Origin of the sequence: Paenibacillus sp. FSL R7-0216 (assembly GCF_037969915.1) — a bacterium.
Lineage (GTDB): Bacteria > Bacillota > Bacilli > Paenibacillales > Paenibacillaceae > Fontibacillus > Fontibacillus rhizolycopersici.
This window is the reverse complement of the sequence record NZ_CP150222.1, coordinates 2,198,180-2,213,819: the sequence shown is the minus strand read 5'-3', so window position 1 is coordinate 2,213,819 and position 15,640 is coordinate 2,198,180. Positions and strand designations below refer to the sequence as shown.

16 protein-coding genes and 1 tRNA gene are annotated in these 15,640 nt (G+C 52.5%); 2 read left to right on the top strand and 15 right to left on the bottom strand.

The annotated features are described in order from the left end of the window. Positions 1–77: 77 nt before the first annotated feature. From ylqF to MKZ15_RS09880, 6 genes are all read right to left on the bottom strand, one after another. Positions 78–941, bottom strand: a complete 864-nt coding sequence (ylqF, locus tag MKZ15_RS09905; protein ID WP_155607335.1) for a ribosome biogenesis GTPase YlqF — start codon at positions 939–941, stop codon at positions 78–80. Positions 942–1,010: 69 nt separating this feature from the next. Continuing rightward, entirely contained in the window at positions 1,011–1,679 is a 669-nt protein-coding gene (gene lepB, locus MKZ15_RS09900) for a signal peptidase I (protein WP_339821648.1), read from the bottom strand. Positions 1,680–1,771: 92 nt separating this feature from the next. After that, positions 1,772–2,116: a 50S ribosomal protein L19 gene (rplS, locus tag MKZ15_RS09895; RefSeq protein ID WP_155607337.1), complete on the bottom strand. Its 345-nt coding sequence runs from the start codon at positions 2,114–2,116 to the stop codon at positions 1,772–1,774. Between the two features lie 239 nt (positions 2,117–2,355). Then, the gene (locus MKZ15_RS09890) at positions 2,356–2,610 is read right to left on the bottom strand and encodes a hypothetical protein (protein WP_155607338.1); all 255 of its coding nucleotides are present in this window, start codon (positions 2,608–2,610) and stop codon (positions 2,356–2,358) included. A 68-nt stretch (positions 2,611–2,678) separates the two neighbouring features. Further along, on the bottom strand, positions 2,679–3,446 hold the full coding sequence (locus MKZ15_RS09885) for a GNAT family N-acetyltransferase (protein WP_193415195.1): 768 nt from the start codon (positions 3,444–3,446) through the stop codon (positions 2,679–2,681). 108 nt (positions 3,447–3,554) lie between these two features. Continuing rightward, positions 3,555–3,633, bottom strand: a tRNA-Pro gene (locus MKZ15_RS09880). Between the two features lie 155 nt (positions 3,634–3,788). Here MKZ15_RS09880 and MKZ15_RS09875 point away from each other — a divergent pair. After that, entirely contained in the window at positions 3,789–4,304 is a 516-nt protein-coding gene (locus MKZ15_RS09875) for a stalk domain-containing protein (RefSeq protein WP_193415194.1), read from the top strand. A gap of 54 nt (positions 4,305–4,358) precedes the next feature. Here the strand turns inward: MKZ15_RS09875 and trmD are convergent, their stop codons facing one another. From trmD to smc, 9 genes are all read right to left on the bottom strand, one after another. Further along, entirely contained in the window at positions 4,359–5,153 is a 795-nt protein-coding gene (gene trmD / locus MKZ15_RS09870; RefSeq protein ID WP_339821645.1) for a tRNA (guanosine(37)-N1)-methyltransferase TrmD, read from the bottom strand. Position 5,154: 1 nt separating this feature from the next. Beyond that, positions 5,155–5,673 (bottom strand): ribosome maturation factor RimM, encoded by a 519-nt coding sequence (gene rimM / locus MKZ15_RS09865; RefSeq protein WP_339821643.1) that lies wholly within the window; start codon positions 5,671–5,673, stop codon positions 5,155–5,157. Between the two features lie 139 nt (positions 5,674–5,812). After that, complete coding sequence (locus tag MKZ15_RS09860) at positions 5,813–6,043, bottom strand: KH domain-containing protein (protein ID WP_059045410.1); 231 nt, start codon at positions 6,041–6,043, stop codon at positions 5,813–5,815. A 22-nt stretch (positions 6,044–6,065) separates the two neighbouring features. Next, the gene (gene rpsP, locus MKZ15_RS09855; protein ID WP_059045412.1) at positions 6,066–6,338 is read right to left on the bottom strand and encodes a 30S ribosomal protein S16; all 273 of its coding nucleotides are present in this window, start codon (positions 6,336–6,338) and stop codon (positions 6,066–6,068) included. 36 nt (positions 6,339–6,374) lie between these two features. Continuing rightward, positions 6,375–7,751: a signal recognition particle protein gene (gene ffh, locus MKZ15_RS09850; protein ID WP_155607366.1), complete on the bottom strand. Its 1,377-nt coding sequence runs from the start codon at positions 7,749–7,751 to the stop codon at positions 6,375–6,377. 76 nt (positions 7,752–7,827) lie between these two features. After that, positions 7,828–8,181, bottom strand: coding sequence for a putative DNA-binding protein (locus MKZ15_RS09845; protein WP_155607367.1), 354 nt, complete (start codon positions 8,179–8,181; stop codon positions 7,828–7,830). A 188-nt stretch (positions 8,182–8,369) separates the two neighbouring features. After that, positions 8,370–9,017 (bottom strand): hemolysin III family protein, encoded by a 648-nt coding sequence (locus MKZ15_RS09840; protein WP_155607368.1) that lies wholly within the window; start codon positions 9,015–9,017, stop codon positions 8,370–8,372. Positions 9,018–9,114: 97 nt separating this feature from the next. Further along, positions 9,115–10,110 (bottom strand): signal recognition particle-docking protein FtsY, encoded by a 996-nt coding sequence (ftsY, locus tag MKZ15_RS09835; protein ID WP_339821638.1) that lies wholly within the window; start codon positions 10,108–10,110, stop codon positions 9,115–9,117. A gap of 163 nt (positions 10,111–10,273) precedes the next feature. Further along, positions 10,274–13,846: a chromosome segregation protein SMC gene (smc, locus tag MKZ15_RS09830; protein WP_339821636.1), complete on the bottom strand. Its 3,573-nt coding sequence runs from the start codon at positions 13,844–13,846 to the stop codon at positions 10,274–10,276. A 176-nt stretch (positions 13,847–14,022) separates the two neighbouring features. On the opposite strand from smc, the gene MKZ15_RS09825 reads away from it, so the two are divergent. Continuing rightward, positions 14,023–15,435: a serine hydrolase gene (locus MKZ15_RS09825; RefSeq protein WP_339821633.1), complete on the top strand. Its 1,413-nt coding sequence runs from the start codon at positions 14,023–14,025 to the stop codon at positions 15,433–15,435. Positions 15,436–15,640: the final 205 nt, after the last annotated feature.

Here is a 15,640-nt window from a genome sequence, read left to right as displayed (position 1 = left end):
ATCGGCTTCTCTCCCTCGATTCTACAGCCTTTCGCCAAAAAAACAAGCCGCCGGCAACCGCCGACGGCTTTAATTCACTAATAAGGCGCTTCCAACGAGTATCGGCCAAGCTTACCCGCCCTCAACTCACGAAGCAGAATGCCTGAAGCTTTCTCCAAATCCACGCGTCCGCCGCTCATGAGACAACCACGCTTACGCCCGACCGCCTCCATAACGGCAACGATTTCGTCTGGATCTTCGGAATCTCGCGGCGCCTGAGCCAGCTCGAATCGCTCCGCAAACGACTCCCAGTAATACCGGACCAAATATTTGACGGCAAAAAAAGCGATGTCTTCCACGTTAAGAATCTCTTCGCGAATCGCTCCTGTCACAGCAAGCCGATAGCCGACGTTTTGATCCTCAAACTTTGGCCACAAGATGCCCGGGGTGTCCAGCAGTTCCATCTCCGAGCCAACCTTAATCCATTGCTGTCCTTTGGTCACGCCGGGACGATCTCCGGTTGCGGCGATTTTGCGTCCTGCCAAGCCATTAATCAACGTCGATTTGCCAACATTCGGGATGCCAACGATTAGTGCACGTACCGCTCGAGGATTAATTCCTTTGGCGATTTGCTTCTCAATCTTCTCTTTCATTAATTCCTTCGCCAGCAGGGGAATTTCCTTCAAGCCTTGCCCGCTTGCTGCGTCCGCCTCAACAGCCAAATAACCTTCCTGCTTAAAAAAAGCGATCCATTGCCTTGTGACCGATGGATCCGCCAAATCGGATTTATTCAACACGATCAAACGGGGTTTCCCCTGTAAAATTTCATCGATCATCGGATTGCGGCTGGACAAGGGCAGGCGTGCATCAAGCAGTTCAATCACTACGTCAATCAGCTTGAGCTTCTCTTGAATCTGCCGGCGTGCCTTGGTCATATGGCCGGGAAACCATTGAATTGTCATTTTCCTTCACCTCATCTATCCCAAGAACGCGCCTTGACCTCACTGTATGCCCATTCGCGCAGAACTCGTCTAGTGCCGAATGAACTGGAGGTCCGAGAGCGGCCAGAACACCAGGTCCGCCCGGCCTACGATATCTCCGTAAGGAACGTAGCCGATCCTCCGGCTGTCCGTACTGTTCGAACGGTTATCCCCCAGTACGAAGACATACCCCTCCGGAACCGATCCGTCCGGAACTAGCTCATTCGGAAAATTCGCTTCCGTATTGTACAGCTCATTATTATTATGCTTCTCAATTACAGCATCTTTAATGTAAGTTTCATCCACAACCTGACCGTTTACGGTAATCGTATCCCCTTCGACTTGAACCGTATCCCCTGGAACGCCGATAACACGTTTAATGAAATCGCGTCCCTCGGATGGAACGTGAAAGACGATGACTTCGCCATGTTTGGGGCCGCGGATATCGTAAATGATTTTGTTCACGATGATACGTTCCCCGGTATGGAAATTCGGCTGCATCGACGGGCCGTCAACGATAAACGGAGCAAAGAAAAGCCAACGAATCAGGAGAACCAGCACAACGGCGATCGCTATAGCTTTCAGCCATTCCAGTGCCTCGCTTTTTTCCTTCTTGCCCGCAGGCGGCGCCTGCACCGTTTCCGGCCCGTCAGGTAGTTGTTCCGCTCGTCCAGAAGACGGCGAAACATCCGGATAGCCCTGTTGTTCTTGCTTCTCCATGGAACGTGACCTCTCCTTATCTCAAAATATGTACTCAAGAAAAAAGTAAAGGGGCTTGATTGGATCCAAGCCCCCTGTTCGTTAACGGAAAATTAACGACGTACTTCTTTAATTCTCGCTGCTTTACCGCGAAGTTCGCGAAGATAATACAACTTCGCACGACGCACTTTACCACGGCGAGCCACTTCGATTTTATCGAGTTTTGGGGAATGAAGCGGGAAAGTTCTTTCCACGCCTACACCGTTGGAAATTTTACGAACCGTAAAAGTTTCGCTGATTCCGCCGCCACGACGCTTGATCACAACACCTTCAAACAATTGGACACGTTCACGAGATCCCTCGATAACCTTAACGAACACTTTCAAAGTGTCCCCAGGACGAAAGCTCGGAATATCCTTGCGAAGCTGTTCTTGCGTAATCGCTTGTACGATATTCATCTAGGACTCCCTCCTTCCACTCAGGTGTTCATGCCTCTTCCGGAGAACCCCTTGTTCTCCTTCATCATCCGCAGCGGACCACCGAATTCACAACAAATTGAATTGTACCATAATACCTTAACCATAGCAAGGAAAATATACTAAGAAACAGGGTTAACCGCGCAACTTCACCTGTTTTTATCCTATCCCGATTTTTCCAAAAAAATGCCTCCAATCCCTTGGAGGCTTAAGTTCTAATCTTAAATTAATGCGATCGCCAGCAGCGTAAACAAGCTGAGCGTCAGGATCTCCTCGTTAGCGCCATAAGGCCCGTAGCCGTAACCGTAAGGCGGAATAAACGCCGAAGTTTGCGCCCGGCCCTTCGCTGATCTTTTCAAATAAACGTTATCCCGGTCAACCTTCACGACCGTGCCTTCATAAACTCCGCCATCCCGGGTTAATATGCGAACCTTCTTGTTCATGCAATGCAGGCAATTATAATAGGCCTCTACCATTCCCCTTGTTCCCCTTCCTATGCAAGCTACTGCATAGTATGAGAACGATGGACGAACGGTATGGGCGACTAGCGGTTAAATGAGGCAACCAATTCGCTTTCTTTCGCGGTCATCTCGACCCAAGCCGGCCGAAATCCGCTTTTTATCGCATTGCGCACCGATTTCAGATTAGACCAGGCTGCACAGTAGAAAGGAACCTTCCCACGCTCCAGAATCTCAACGGCCAAGCGGCTTGTCAAGGCTGCGGCAATCCCCTTTCGGCGATAGGAAGGTAAGACGTCAACCCCGATTTGCCACATCGATTCACCGTCCGCAGAGCATCCAGCCAATCCAATCAGCTTGTTCCCGTCGTAAGCCGCGACCGCCAAGACATCGAGATGTTTTCGCTTTTCGCATAGGGCATTGCTCCATTCCGCCGTATACAAATCGGCAAAATCGTCAGGTCCCAACAATCGCGTCACGAAGTCACATTCTCCTGCCTTTAACATCTGGATATCCGGAAGGAAGTATTCGGCCATAAAGCAAATTCGCCGATTTCTTCGCTGTAGTTCATCGTTGAGCACATGTAAATTTGGAGTCTCAAAGCAATGCTCAATGGGGTACTTGTTAATATAGGACTCTACGACCTCACGGATCTCCGGATGAACGGAAGCCACAATGTTATTTCCGTAAGAAATCAAATTGCAGTAGAAGGGTAAGGTCAAATATTTCCTGGCCTTTGGATGCTCCGTGGATAACACAACCTTGTTTTCCTGTAGATAGAAGTCTTCTTTGCGGCAGTTCGCATCGATGGCGGATTGCTGCATGGCAATATCCAATATCTCTTGATTCGTCATAGACAGAAGCCCTCGATTCGTTCTTTGGTTCTTTGATTATACTTGCCGCGCACAAAAAAGAAACAGACAAATTTCACGCCCGAATTTGCCTGTTTCATCGGTTTGCTCTGGATCGGAGTAGCGGGATTCGAACCCACGGCCTCACCCACCCCAAGGGTGCGCGCTACCTGACTGCGCCATACCCCGATATAGAAGGTGTTTCCATTATAAGCCATAGGCGCGCACCCTCGCAAGAGTCAGACACCTGCCTAAATTCAATTCAAATTGCCGACAAATCCGATGTCATTGGATAAACATCTGGGTAATATTTTTTAAAGACAATAGGTGATTGGAGGAATTATTATGAAAAAAATAGTGTTAGTCATTGCCGCCTGCGCCTTATTAGGCTCCGCATCGGTGGCGGCAGCGGCGCCTACGGCGAAGGCGGTCAAAGCCACCATTAAGTATTTCAATTTCGTGGTGAATGGCCAGACCAAGCTCACTGCCGATGCGCTGGTCTTTAACGGAGCGACTTACGTGCCGATCCGGGATGCCGCAAGCTTGTTCAATTATGAAACGACCTATCATGCAGCCACCAAGTCCATCTCCTTCAGCTCCAAGAATGACTGGATCACGCTGTCCGAGCTGGTCGCTTCGAACGCGCGACTTTCGGCATCGCAATCTGATGATACCCCCAATGTATACGTCATCAGAGCAGGGAATGAGATCGCCTTCAGTCTGAATACCTCTACCCTTAAGGACGGGGAATTCACTTCCGTGATTACGAATGGATCCCATTTGATAAGTGTCAAGAAGGAGCTGGGATCCGTTCTTTTAAGCAAAAAGGACGTCATCGCTGCCGGATATATCGTCCAATAATGGGATACAGAAAAACCCTCGGTTTGAATACCGGGGGTTTTGATTTACCTGGAATTACTCTTCTGATTTAACCGTAGCTTCCTCCTGCAACACCTTCAGCCAGCGCTTGTCCTTCTCTGTCAATTCAAGTCCCTCCAGCAAATCCGGACGGCGCTGCCAGGTCCGGCGAAGCGCCTCTTGCCGCCGCCATTCGTCAACATTGGCATGATGTCCGCTGAGCAGGATCTCCGGCACCTTCCACCCGCGAAATTCAACCGGGCGGGTGTAATGCGGATATTCCAACAAACCGGTACTGAAGGAATCCGTCACCGCACTTGTTTCATTGCCCAACACGCCGGGTAGGAGACGCGTTACACTATCGATTACGACCATCGCGGGAAGTTCACCGCCGGTCAGCACGTAATCCCCGATGGACAACTCATCAGTAACCAAATGCTCGCGAATTCGTTCGTCATAACCTTCATAATGTCCGCAAATAAAGACGAGATGATCTTCCTGGGCTAATTCCTCCGCTTTCTTCTGGGTAAACGTTTCCCCTTGCGGACACATCAGAATAATGCGTGGTGCACGTTTAGGCGCTACTTGTATTGAGGGTTCGAAAGCTTCCTCGCTGGCTGGCTGTCCAAACAAATCCTCAACCGCACGGAAGATCGGTTCCGGCTTGAGCACCATCCCCCCGCCTCCGCCATAAGGGGTGTCGTCAACGCTGCCGTGCTTATTACCCGCGTAATCCCGAAAGTTGATGGCATTTAACGAAACGATGCCCTTTTCGCGGGCTTTTCCAAGAATGCTGCTGCCGAATACGCCGGCGAACATTTCCGGGAACAGGGTCAACACATCCACCCTCATGCTACAACAGCCCTTCCATAATACGCACCTTGATGGTTTTCTCCTTCACGTTGACGTCCAAGACGACGTCATCGATCACCGGGAGCAGCAGCTGTTTGCCGCTTGGCAGCTTGGTCACCCAAACGTCGTTGGCACCTGGCCGTAAGATTTCCACGATTTGGCCCAGATCTTCACCCTCATCGCTCACAACCTGACAGCCGATGATTTCATGGAAATAATATTCGTTCTCCGGTAACTCTACGGATTCCGTCTTGGGTACTTTCAGCTCACGGCCCTTAAGCGGTTCTACCTCATTAATATGGGAAAATTCAGCGAATTTCACGATGTACATCTGTTTGTAAGGCCGGGCCGTTTGTACGGTAACCTCGAGCCTTTCCCCGGTTTCCGGATGAATGATCAGAAGCCGATTTTTCGGAGCAAAACGCACCTCCGGAAAGTCCGTCTGCAGCAGCACTCGAAGCTCCCCGCGAATCCCGTGCGTATTCACGATTTTGCCTACCGACAATAATGAATCCGACATATTAACCTCCCAATAGATTTATCCTGTCATTCTTGCAGCTGAACCATCCGTCCGAAGGATCCTTCTGCTTCAGCATGTACGAAAAAGGGCTAGGACAAACATCCTAACCCACTTTCGTCTACCATTATGAAGTTACCGATCAAGACATGATATCCACGGTGACCCGCTTATCCATCTTGACCGCTGCCGATGCTACGACCGTGCGGAGCGCCTTGGCGATTCTCCCCTGCTTGCCGATGACCTTCCCTACATCGTCGGGATGTACGGAAAGTTCATAAACGATCAGGTGATCCTTCTCCACGACCTCCACACGCACGTCGTCCGGATGATCAACAAGAGCCTTCGCGATAACGCCGACTAATTGTTCCATATACGACCCTCCGAATCAGCAATTATTTCTGCTGTCTAAGCTCATGGAATTTCTTCATAACGCCTGCTTTGCTCAGCAGATTGCGAACGGTATCAGATGCTTGCGCACCATCTTGGAGCCATTTCAATGCTTTTTCTTCATCGATGTTGACTACTGCCGGTTGTGCAACCGGGTTATAGTAACCAATCTCCTCGATAAAACGGCCGTCACGCGGGGAACGAGAATTCGATACCACGATACGGTAGAAAGGAGCTTTATGAGCACCAATACGTTTCAAACGAATACGAACTGCCACGAAATTCACCTCCTTCAAAGAATGAACATTTTAGAATTAACGGAAAGGAAAACGCATCCCTTTGCCGGCTTTACCTAACTGCTTCATCATCTTGTTGCCTTTGCCTTTCGGCCCCATCATATCGGAGAACTGCTTCATCACGCGGCGCATTTCATCAAACTGCTTGATCAAGCGATTGACATCGGCGAGCGTGGTCCCGCTGCCTGCGGCAATCCGTTTGCGCCGGCTATGATTGATCATATCGGGATGTTGCTTCTCCTCTTTGGTCATCGAATGCACGATAGCTTCCACTCGGCCCATTTGCTTCTCGTCAACCTTGACGTTCTGCATCTGTTTCATCTTGCCCATACCCGGAATCATATCCATGAGCTGATCCAGCGGCCCAAGCTTCTTGACCTGATCCATTTGTTCCAGGAAATCATCGAACGTAAACTCCGCATTGCGCATTTTCCGTTCCATTTCCTTCGCTTTTTCAGTGTCGATGTTGGCCTGGGCTTTCTCGATCAGCGACAGCATGTCGCCCATGCCGAGAATCCGGGAAGCCATCCGCTCTGGATGGAACGGCTCCAGCGCATCAATCTTCTCGCCAAGCGCGGCGAATTTGATCGGACAGCCGGTTACGGCTTTGACCGACAACGCCGCACCGCCGCGGGTGTCCCCATCAAGCTTGGTCAGCACAACCCCGGTCAGGGTTAGCTGCTGGTTAAAGCTCTCCGCCACGTTCACCGCATCCTGACCGGTCATGGCGTCCACGACCAACAGGACTTCATCCGGCTTTGTTACCTCATGGATTTGCCGCAGCTCCTCCATCAGCTCTTCGTCAATGTGCAATCGGCCAGCGGTATCGATCAATAGGTAATCGTTGCCGTTGTCCTTGGCATGCTGCAGCGCCTGACGAGCGATTTCAACCGGGCTGTTGCCTTCCGGCAGCGTAAAGACTGGCACTTTGATCTGCTCGCCGAGTACCTGCAGTTGCTTGATCGCCGCGGGACGGTAAATGTCACCCGCTACGAGCAGCGGCCGATGATTCTCTTTCAGCAGCAGTTTGGCCAGCTTGGCCGAGGTCGTCGTCTTACCGGCCCCTTGCAGGCCTGCCATCATGACGACCGTTGGCGGCCGATTACTGCGGGCTAGCTTGGCTTGGCTACCGCCCATGAGCTCAGTCAGCTCTTTGTTGACGATATCGATGATGACCATGCCCGGCGTAAAGCTGTCCATGACCTCCTTGCCGACCGCCTTCTCCTTCACCTTGGCGATGAATTCCTTGACGACTTTAAAGTTGACGTCCGCTTCCAGCAAAGCAAGCCGAACCTCGCGCATCGCTTCGTTGACATCGTCCTCCGATACCTTGCCTTTGCCTCGAAGCTTGCTGAACACACTTTGCAAGCGGCTTGTCAATCCTTCAAATGCCATATGACAGTCACCCCCATTCATTAAGGTAGTTCAGAATGCTGACTTTTTGAACTTGATTTAGCTGTATATCGTCATCTTACAATTGCTCCGCCTCGCGAAGCAAATTTCTTGCCGTTTCTTTATGTAACGGGGACATGCCGCTGTCTTCCATAAGTTGCTCCAGCCGGGACAACACGCCGCTCCGCGCTTCGTGTTTCTTCAATAAACCCAGCTTCTCCTCATATGTTTCCAGCATGCCTTCAGCCCGTTTAATATGCTCATATACCGCCTGGCGGCTAATCTCGAACTCGGCGGCGATTTCGCCCAACGAGAAATCATCGAGAAAATAATATTTTAAGAAGGTCTGCTGTTTCTCCGTAAGCAGCACTTCATAGAAGTCAAACAAAAGGTTGATCCGGTTCGTCTTCTCAAGCCTATTCTCCTGACTCATCTGGGCACCCCCTCCGTCAAGGAAAAACACTTTACAGCGCATCAACTTTTCCTATGATACCGAATGCCGTAGTGGATGTCAAGCATTTTTCCTTAACATGTATACAATTGCCTACCTACTCCATCACTTTGGCAAAAAAGCCGCTTTCCGAATCCTCGGAAAGCGGCTTGAACGTCAATATCAATCCATTAATGATGGGGCAGCAGATAAAGCAAAATCGCAAAGAAGTGTGTCACACTGCCGCCAAGCACGAACAAATGCCAGATCGCGTGGTGGTACGGAAATCCTCGCCATACGTAGAAAACCGTGCCAAGCGTATACGCTAGCCCACCCGCAACCAGCAGGACGATCCCTTGATGTGGCATTGCCACGGTCAGCGGCCCCCAGGCGATGACGATCAACCAACCCATGATTAAGTAGAAGATCGTCGACATGAACAGGAATCTTTTGACGAAGAACGCTTTGAATACGACGCCCAGTAAAGCAATCCCCCAAACGGTTCCGAACAGGCTCCAGCCGAGCGGCCCTCGAACGGCCACCAGCATGAACGGCGTGTACGTTCCCGCGATGTAAATGTAAATGGAGGAATGGTCAAAAAACTCGAACAGGTCTTTCAATTTCCCTTCTTTGAAGCTGTGTACGAGGGTGGAACACAGGTACAGCAGCAGCATGCTCGCTCCGTATATAGTAAAGCTGACGACATGCCAAGCCGTGCCCTTCATGCTGGAAAAAACGATCAGCAATACTAATCCCGCCAAGCTGAGCAAGGCGCCGATCCCGTGAGTGATCGCATTGGCGATTTCCTCGCGACGGTCGTAAGTATGCGTATTGGCCATCCTGTCACCTCCTAAAATCTCTATATAGTCTGTCTTGCCGGGCGTCTGCCTAGGATCATCATACGATGGAGCACCGCCACATGTTACTACTACCGGTTTAAGCCTCTTCCGCCTCTTCCTCATCCGCGATCAAGCCGGCAAACAAGCCATGTACGAACTGCTGGGAATCGAAGGGTTGGAGGTCGTCCATCTTTTCGCCGAGTCCAACGAATTTTACCGGAAGGCTCAGCTCCTGGCGGATGGCAATGACGATCCCGCCTTTAGCGGTGCCGTCCAGCTTTGTGAGCACCAGACCGGTCACGCCGCTCTTCTCGCCAAACAGTTTGGCTTGACTCAGCGCGTTTTGTCCGGTGGTCGCGTCCAGCACCATCAAAACCTCATGCGGAGCGCTTGGAATTTCCCGCTGAATGACGCGGTAAATCTTGTTGAGCTCCTCCATCAAGTTGGACTTATTCTGCAAACGTCCTGCCGTATCGCACAGCAGGATGTCTGCCCCGCGCTGCTTGGCGGCCTGAACCGCGTCGAACATGACCGCCGCCGGATCGGAACCGGCCTGCTGCTTGATCACGTCAACCTGGGCCCGTTTGCCCCAGACCTCCAACTGCTCGATCGCGCCTGCGCGGAACGTGTCCCCAGCGGCCAGAATGACCTTCTTGCCCTGTTGCTTATAATAATGGGCCAACTTGCCGATCGTTGTCGTTTTGCCAACGCCGTTGACGCCGACGAACAAAATGACGCTGATCCCGTCCGTATTCAAATGCATTTCGCTGTCTTCATCACCGCGCAGCAGCTCAGTCAGCTTCTCCGACAGCAACGGCTGCAGCTCCGAAGCGTCCTCGATGCGGCGTTGCTTCACTTCCGCCCGCAGATCGTCGATCAGCTTCAGCACGGTGTTCACGCCGACATCGGCTCCGATTAAAATTTCCTCCAGCTCTTCGAAAAATTCCTCATCGATCTTTTTGCGTCGAGTGACGAGCTCCGTCACTTTTTCAACAAAGCCCTTACGGCTTTTTTCGAGCCCGTCCCGGAATTGTTTGGTTACGGATTCCGTTTTGGATGCAATGCTTTCTTTCAGTTTCTTAAAGAAACTCATAGGGATTATTTCCTCCTTCATCACTTCGAACTCATTATCGCATACCGCGAAGATCCAAGCAATTTCCTGCAACCGCGGCGCGAAAAATAAAAACGTGGCAGGAGAGCCAAGCCATTACCTTGACTCCCAAGCCACCGTAATTTGAATTTGCCTTACGCCTTGCTTAAGCGATTTCGACCGTCTCTTCGTCCTCCAGCTTCACGGAGACGAGCTTGGACACGCCGCCTTCCTCCATGGTCACGCCGTATAGCACATCGGCTTCCTCCATCGTCCCTTTGCGGTGGGTAACCACGATAAACTGCGTCTGTTCGGAGAATTCGCGCAAATACTGGGCGAAACGAGCCACGTTGGCCTCGTCCAACGCGGCTTCGACTTCGTCGAGCACGCAGAAAGGGACGGGTTTCACCTGGAGAATGGCAAACAGCAGGGCCATTGCCGTCAAAGCCCGCTCTCCACCGGAGAGCAGCTGTAAGTTCTGCAGCTTCTTGCCCGGCGGTTGGGCGACCACATCGATCCCCGTATCGAGCAGATTGTCCGGATCAACCAGAATCAGGTCCGCCCGTCCACCGCCAAACAGCTTCGAGAAGACGATCACAAATTCGCGGCGAATGGCATCAAACGTCGTTTTAAAGCGTTTGGACATCTCCTCGTCCATCTCGCGGATGACCTGATACAAGGTGGTTTTCGCTTCAACGAGGTCATCTTTCTGTTCACTGAGGAACTGGTAACGCTCGGATACGCGGTTGTATTCCTCAATCGCACCGAGATTCACATCCCCAAGCAAGGTAATTTGCCGCTTCAGCTCCTTGACTTCCGTTTGGGTTTGCGGCACATCCTCCGGTACGGCATAACGCTGCTTAGCCAATTCATAGCTAAGCTCATAATCCTCAGACAACTTACGCAGGATATTGTCCAGCTCCACGTCGAGACGGTTCGCCTGGATTTCCGTCTGGCGCAGTTGCTCCTCCACGGCCTTCAGCCCAAGCCGCTGCTCCTTCGTTTCGCTTTCGCCTTCCTCCAGCTTCTTCACGAGCACGGCGCGCGAAGCCCGTTCCAGTTCGAGCTGCTCGCTAGCGCGTTCCTTCTTCAGCTTGAAATCGTTGAGCTCTTCCCGTTGCTTGACGGTCTGTTCCTCATTTTGCTGCAAGTCCACTTCGATCGATTGCAAAATCGTGCGATTTTGCCCCAACTCACGCTCCTGAACCTTGAACTCGTTCTCCGCGCGGCGCAGCTGCTCGCGCAGCGACTGGCACTCCTGATCCAGCTTGCCTTCCCGAACTTTCAGATCGGTCAGTAAATCCTGGAGTTCCTCCTTGGCCGACTCGCTTGCTTTACGTGCGAATTCCGCCGCCCGAATCGATTGCTGGACGGTTTGCTCTTCTTTCTCCAGCTCTACGAGACGTTCTTCCGCAGCTTTCTTCGTTGCCTCAAGCTCCTCGAGCTCCTTCAGGTAGTGGCCCTTCTCTTGACCATACAGCTCAAATTGCTCGGAAACGTGACGCCATTCATGATCAACCTGCTTCAGGTCACCAGCGCAAGATTGCTCCTCAACCCGCTTGGCATCGCCGGCTTCGCGCAGTCGCGTCAGCTCGCTTTCCGCCTTAGCCAGTTGGCTGCGAACGTCGGTTATCCCTTTGCGCAGCTTATCCAGCATCTCCTCGCTCTCGCGAATGTCGCTGGCAAGCTGGTCGAGCTGACGTTTACGTCCCAGCAGGTTGCTGTTCTTACGATGCTGAGAGCCCCCGGTCATCGAACCGCCGGCATTCACAACGTCGCCTTCCAACGTCACGATTCGGAAGCGGTATTGCAGCCTTGCCGCCATCTTGTTCGCTCGTTCCAAATCGCTGGCAAAGACGACGTTGCCGAGCAGGCTGCCGACGATATCCGCATACCGCGGCTCATAACCGACCAGTTCTGCGCCGATTCCGACGAATCCGTCCGCCTCTTCCAACTGGCGCTTGTCCCCCGCGGAAATTTGGCGCGGACGGATGACGTCCAGTGGCAGAAATGTTGCACGGCCCAGTTGCCGCTGCTTCAGGAAAGCGATCGCCTGCCGTGATACGGCTTCGTTCTCCATGACGATATGCTGCATAGCGGCGCCCAGCGCCGTTTCTACGGCCAGCTCAAGCTTTTCCGGAACTCGGATCAATTCGGCGACCGCGCCATGCACTCCGGATAATGCCGATTTTTTCGACGCCTTCAGGACTTCCTTAACGCCAAGGACAAACCCGTCGTAGTCGTCCTCCATCTCCTTCATCGTGTCGCGCCGGGAAACCAAACCCTCGCGTTTCTGCTCCCATTTGCGGATATTGCTTTGGCTCTCTTCAACGAGCTTCTGCAGCGAATTCACGCGCTCGCTTTCCTGGATGTACTGTCCCCGCACTTCGGCAATTTCCTTGCCCAGCTTATCCAGCACCTTCTCTAACTCGGCCTTGCTGCCCTTGAGTCTTTCCAGTTCATCCGTCCATTTGATGCCTTCCTCTTCGGCACGTTCCATCCGGCGTTTGACGCTGTCTTTCTGCTGTTCGGCATAATGGATCTCGTTGCGGGATTGCGCCATCCGATTCATGATGTCGAGAAGTTGGCCTTTCAAGCCTTCCTCCTGCACTTGGCTGATGCCGCCGGTCACGCCGATCAGCTTCGCCTCTTCGGCCGCCAGTTCATTGCGCAGCTCGCTAAGCTGCTGTTCTGCTGCGGCGAACTTGGCAGCCATCTGCTCCATTTCTTGCTGCCGCTGGGCGAACCGCTCTTCACTAACCTCCAGAGATTGGCGAAGCTGCTCGCGATTTTGAGTCAGGTTCTTGGCGCGTTCCTTCAAAACCTCGCCATAACCTTCGCTTTTTTCATAGCTTTCGCTATATTCAAGCAACTGTCCTTGCAACAGCTCAATTTTATCCTCCACCTGTCGAAGCGCCAGACGATCGCTCTCCAGTTTGGCATCGTGCGCGGAGACGACGGTTGACAAGGCCAACTGCTCCTCCTGGAGTTTGGCTAGCTTGGCATTGGCCTCGCTCCACGAGGCGTGGATTTGCTCAATCTGATGCACGTATAACGAAATCTCTTTATTTTTCAATTGCTCGCGCAATTCCTTGTATTTGATCGCTTTCTCCGACTGCTCCTTCAGCGGTTCGATCTGATCCTCCAGCTCAACCACTAAATCATTGATGCGCAGCAGATTTTGCTCGGTTTCATCTAACTTGCGGCGGGCGTCACGCTTACGGCTCTTGTATTTCACGATCCCCGAAGCCTCTTCGAAAATACCGCGGCGATCCTCCGAGCGCGTACTCAGAATCTCTTCGATCCGGCCCTGCCCAATGATAGAGTAAGCTTCCTTCCCGATCCCCGTATCCATGAACAGCTCGGTAATATCCTTCAGCCGACAGGACTGTTTGTTGATGAAATATTCACTGTCCCCGCTGCGATGGACCCGCCGGGTGACCGTCACTTCACTGAAATCGAGCGGTAACGCCTGATCGGTGTTGTCCAGCGTTAGCGACACCTCGCTGAAATTTACCGCCTTGCGCGCGTCGCTGCCAGCAAAAATGATATCTTCCATTTTCCCGCCGCGCAAAGATTTGGCGCTTTGTTCCCCGAGCACCCAGCGGATGCCGTCGGAGATGTTGCTCTTACCGCTACCGTTCGGTCCAACCACGGCGGTAATGCCGCGGACGAATTCCATCTCCGTCTTATCGGCGAACGATTTGAAGCCCGCTAACTCTATCCGTTTCAAAAACATACGTTCACTATCACCTCTACCGACTATTGTAACATACCCAAAGCTCCGGCGGACAGGCAATCCGTCTCGTGCAGAAGCCCGGGATGACGCATCCTTTACTCGCTTGAAATTCGATTTCTTTTTTGCTAGTGTGATAGAAAATCCAAACTCTTATATCGGTAAAAGGAGCGCCCTTGATGAGCACGAAGAAACATTCTCGCCTGCCCGGACTGCTCTTCTTCTTATGCCTTGGCCTCGGATCCCTGCTCTCGCCAGCACTGCCGTTGGCTGCCGCCCAGCAGACGCAAGTGCTGGCCTCCGCGAAAGTGACCCTCGACGGGCAGGAAATGGCCTGGACGACTTCGCCGCTGATCCATCGCGGCGTAACCTTTGTACCGCTGCGCGAAGCAGCCGAGCGCCTGGGCGCAGAAGTGAAGTGGAATTCCGCCAAGCACGCTGCCGAGTTGCGAGCTCACGGAGACACGATCTTGCACCGCTCCGGCACGAATCTGTTCACCGTCAACGGGGATCCCCTCCGGACGGGCGGCATATCGATCACTCGCGGTGGCGCGACCCTCGTGCCGCTGCGCGCTTTAGCTGAGGTATTAAAGGCAGACGTCGGTGTCGTTACAACGGATGGAACGATGCACGTTAACTTGACACCGGACCCTGCGTCGATCACCTCTCCCGAGGCGGAGGTGGCCGACCGCTATTTCATCGCTCAGCGGTATTCCGGCATCGCTCTGATTGCCAAAGGAGATCGGATCCTGCTGCGCAAAGGTTACGGATATGACGGCGAGAACCATCTCGTTCGCGCTGACCGCAAATCGCGAATCGCTTCCCTAACCAAATCGTTTACGGCGGCGGCTGTGATGAAGCTGGTGGAAGAAGGACGACTCCGCTTGGACGACACGTTGGCATCATACTATCCCGATTTTCCTTCCGGAGACCGGATTACCATTCACCTCTTGTTGTCGCACCTATCCGGCATCAACCCCAACTTTCCGCGAGAACCGGGCCTATCCTTGCAGGAAACGATTGAGGCCATCCGGGCCAAACCTTTGCGTGTTGAACCGAACAGCAAGTTTATATACAGCAACAGCGGTTATGTCTTGTTGGCTGGGATCATCGAGAAAGCGTCAGGGATGCGTTACGGGGACTATCTGAACCAAAACATTTGGGAGCCTCTGGGCCTGTCCGATACCGGGGAAGCGAAGCCCTCCGTGCCGGTCATCCAAGGATATGTCAGCGCCGGAGATCAGCTGTGGGCACCAGCTGGCCCTTATCTCTCCCAATCCGGCACCGGCACGCTGTATTCTACTGTCGACGACATGCTGACCTGGATCGCCTCATTCGAAACGGAGCAGGTGCTCCGCCAAGCGTCCATCGCGCAAATGTTTACCCCGTATTCAGAAAAAAACTACGGGTATGGCTGGATGATCCGCCAGGAAAACGGAATTACGCGTGTCTTTCACAATGGCAGCGGCACCGGTTACGCCACCGGGATGTCCCGGGAACTTGGCGGCGGGTACACCATCATCTTGCTTGGCAATCACTCTGGCATGGACACACTGACCCATATGACGGAAATCCGCAAGCGTTTGCCTTAGTGGGAGAACTAGATTGCCCTAAGGTATGAATTGCTGAGTTAAGTTGAATTGAATTAATCTGCGGTGATTTTCCGCTAACGCTTGCCAGGATGCTTATTGAGTCAAAAAGCACGGTGTTTTGTAGTTAACGCTGGCTAGCAAGCTTATGGACACCCAATAACCCCTTTTCGGGTAAAAAACTTGCGGATAAGCTTTCCCCTCAGCG

Bases quoted from the DNA above. Each gene is read 5' to 3' on its own strand.
- ylqF (WP_155607335.1), bottom strand. From the start codon at position 941: ATGACAATTCAATGGTTTCCCGGCCATATGACCAAGGCACGCCGGCAG.
- lepB (WP_339821648.1), bottom strand. From the start codon at position 1,679: ATGGAGAAGCAAGAACAACAGGGCTATCCGGATGTTTCGCCGTCTTCT.
- rplS (WP_155607337.1), bottom strand. From the start codon at position 2,116: ATGAATATCGTACAAGCGATTACGCAAGAACAGCTTCGCAAGGATATT.
- MKZ15_RS09890 (WP_155607338.1), bottom strand. From the start codon at position 2,610: ATGGTAGAGGCCTATTATAATTGCCTGCATTGCATGAACAAGAAGGTT.
- MKZ15_RS09885 (WP_193415195.1), bottom strand. From the start codon at position 3,446: ATGACGAATCAAGAGATATTGGATATTGCCATGCAGCAATCCGCCATC.
- MKZ15_RS09875 (WP_193415194.1), top strand. From the start codon at position 3,789: ATGAAAAAAATAGTGTTAGTCATTGCCGCCTGCGCCTTATTAGGCTCC.
- trmD (WP_339821645.1), bottom strand. From the start codon at position 5,153: ATGAGGGTGGATGTGTTGACCCTGTTCCCGGAAATGTTCGCCGGCGTA.
- rimM (WP_339821643.1), bottom strand. From the start codon at position 5,673: ATGTCGGATTCATTATTGTCGGTAGGCAAAATCGTGAATACGCACGGG.
- MKZ15_RS09860 (WP_059045410.1), bottom strand. From the start codon at position 6,043: ATGGAACAATTAGTCGGCGTTATCGCGAAGGCTCTTGTTGATCATCCG.
- ffh (WP_155607366.1), bottom strand. From the start codon at position 7,751: ATGGCATTTGAAGGATTGACAAGCCGCTTGCAAAGTGTGTTCAGCAAG.
- MKZ15_RS09845 (WP_155607367.1), bottom strand. From the start codon at position 8,181: ATGAGTCAGGAGAATAGGCTTGAGAAGACGAACCGGATCAACCTTTTG.
- MKZ15_RS09840 (WP_155607368.1), bottom strand. From the start codon at position 9,017: ATGGCCAATACGCATACTTACGACCGTCGCGAGGAAATCGCCAATGCG.
- ftsY (WP_339821638.1), bottom strand. From the start codon at position 10,110: ATGAGTTTCTTTAAGAAACTGAAAGAAAGCATTGCATCCAAAACGGAA.
- smc (WP_339821636.1), bottom strand. From the start codon at position 13,846: ATGTTTTTGAAACGGATAGAGTTAGCGGGCTTCAAATCGTTCGCCGAT.
- MKZ15_RS09825 (WP_339821633.1), top strand. From the start codon at position 14,023: ATGAGCACGAAGAAACATTCTCGCCTGCCCGGACTGCTCTTCTTCTTA.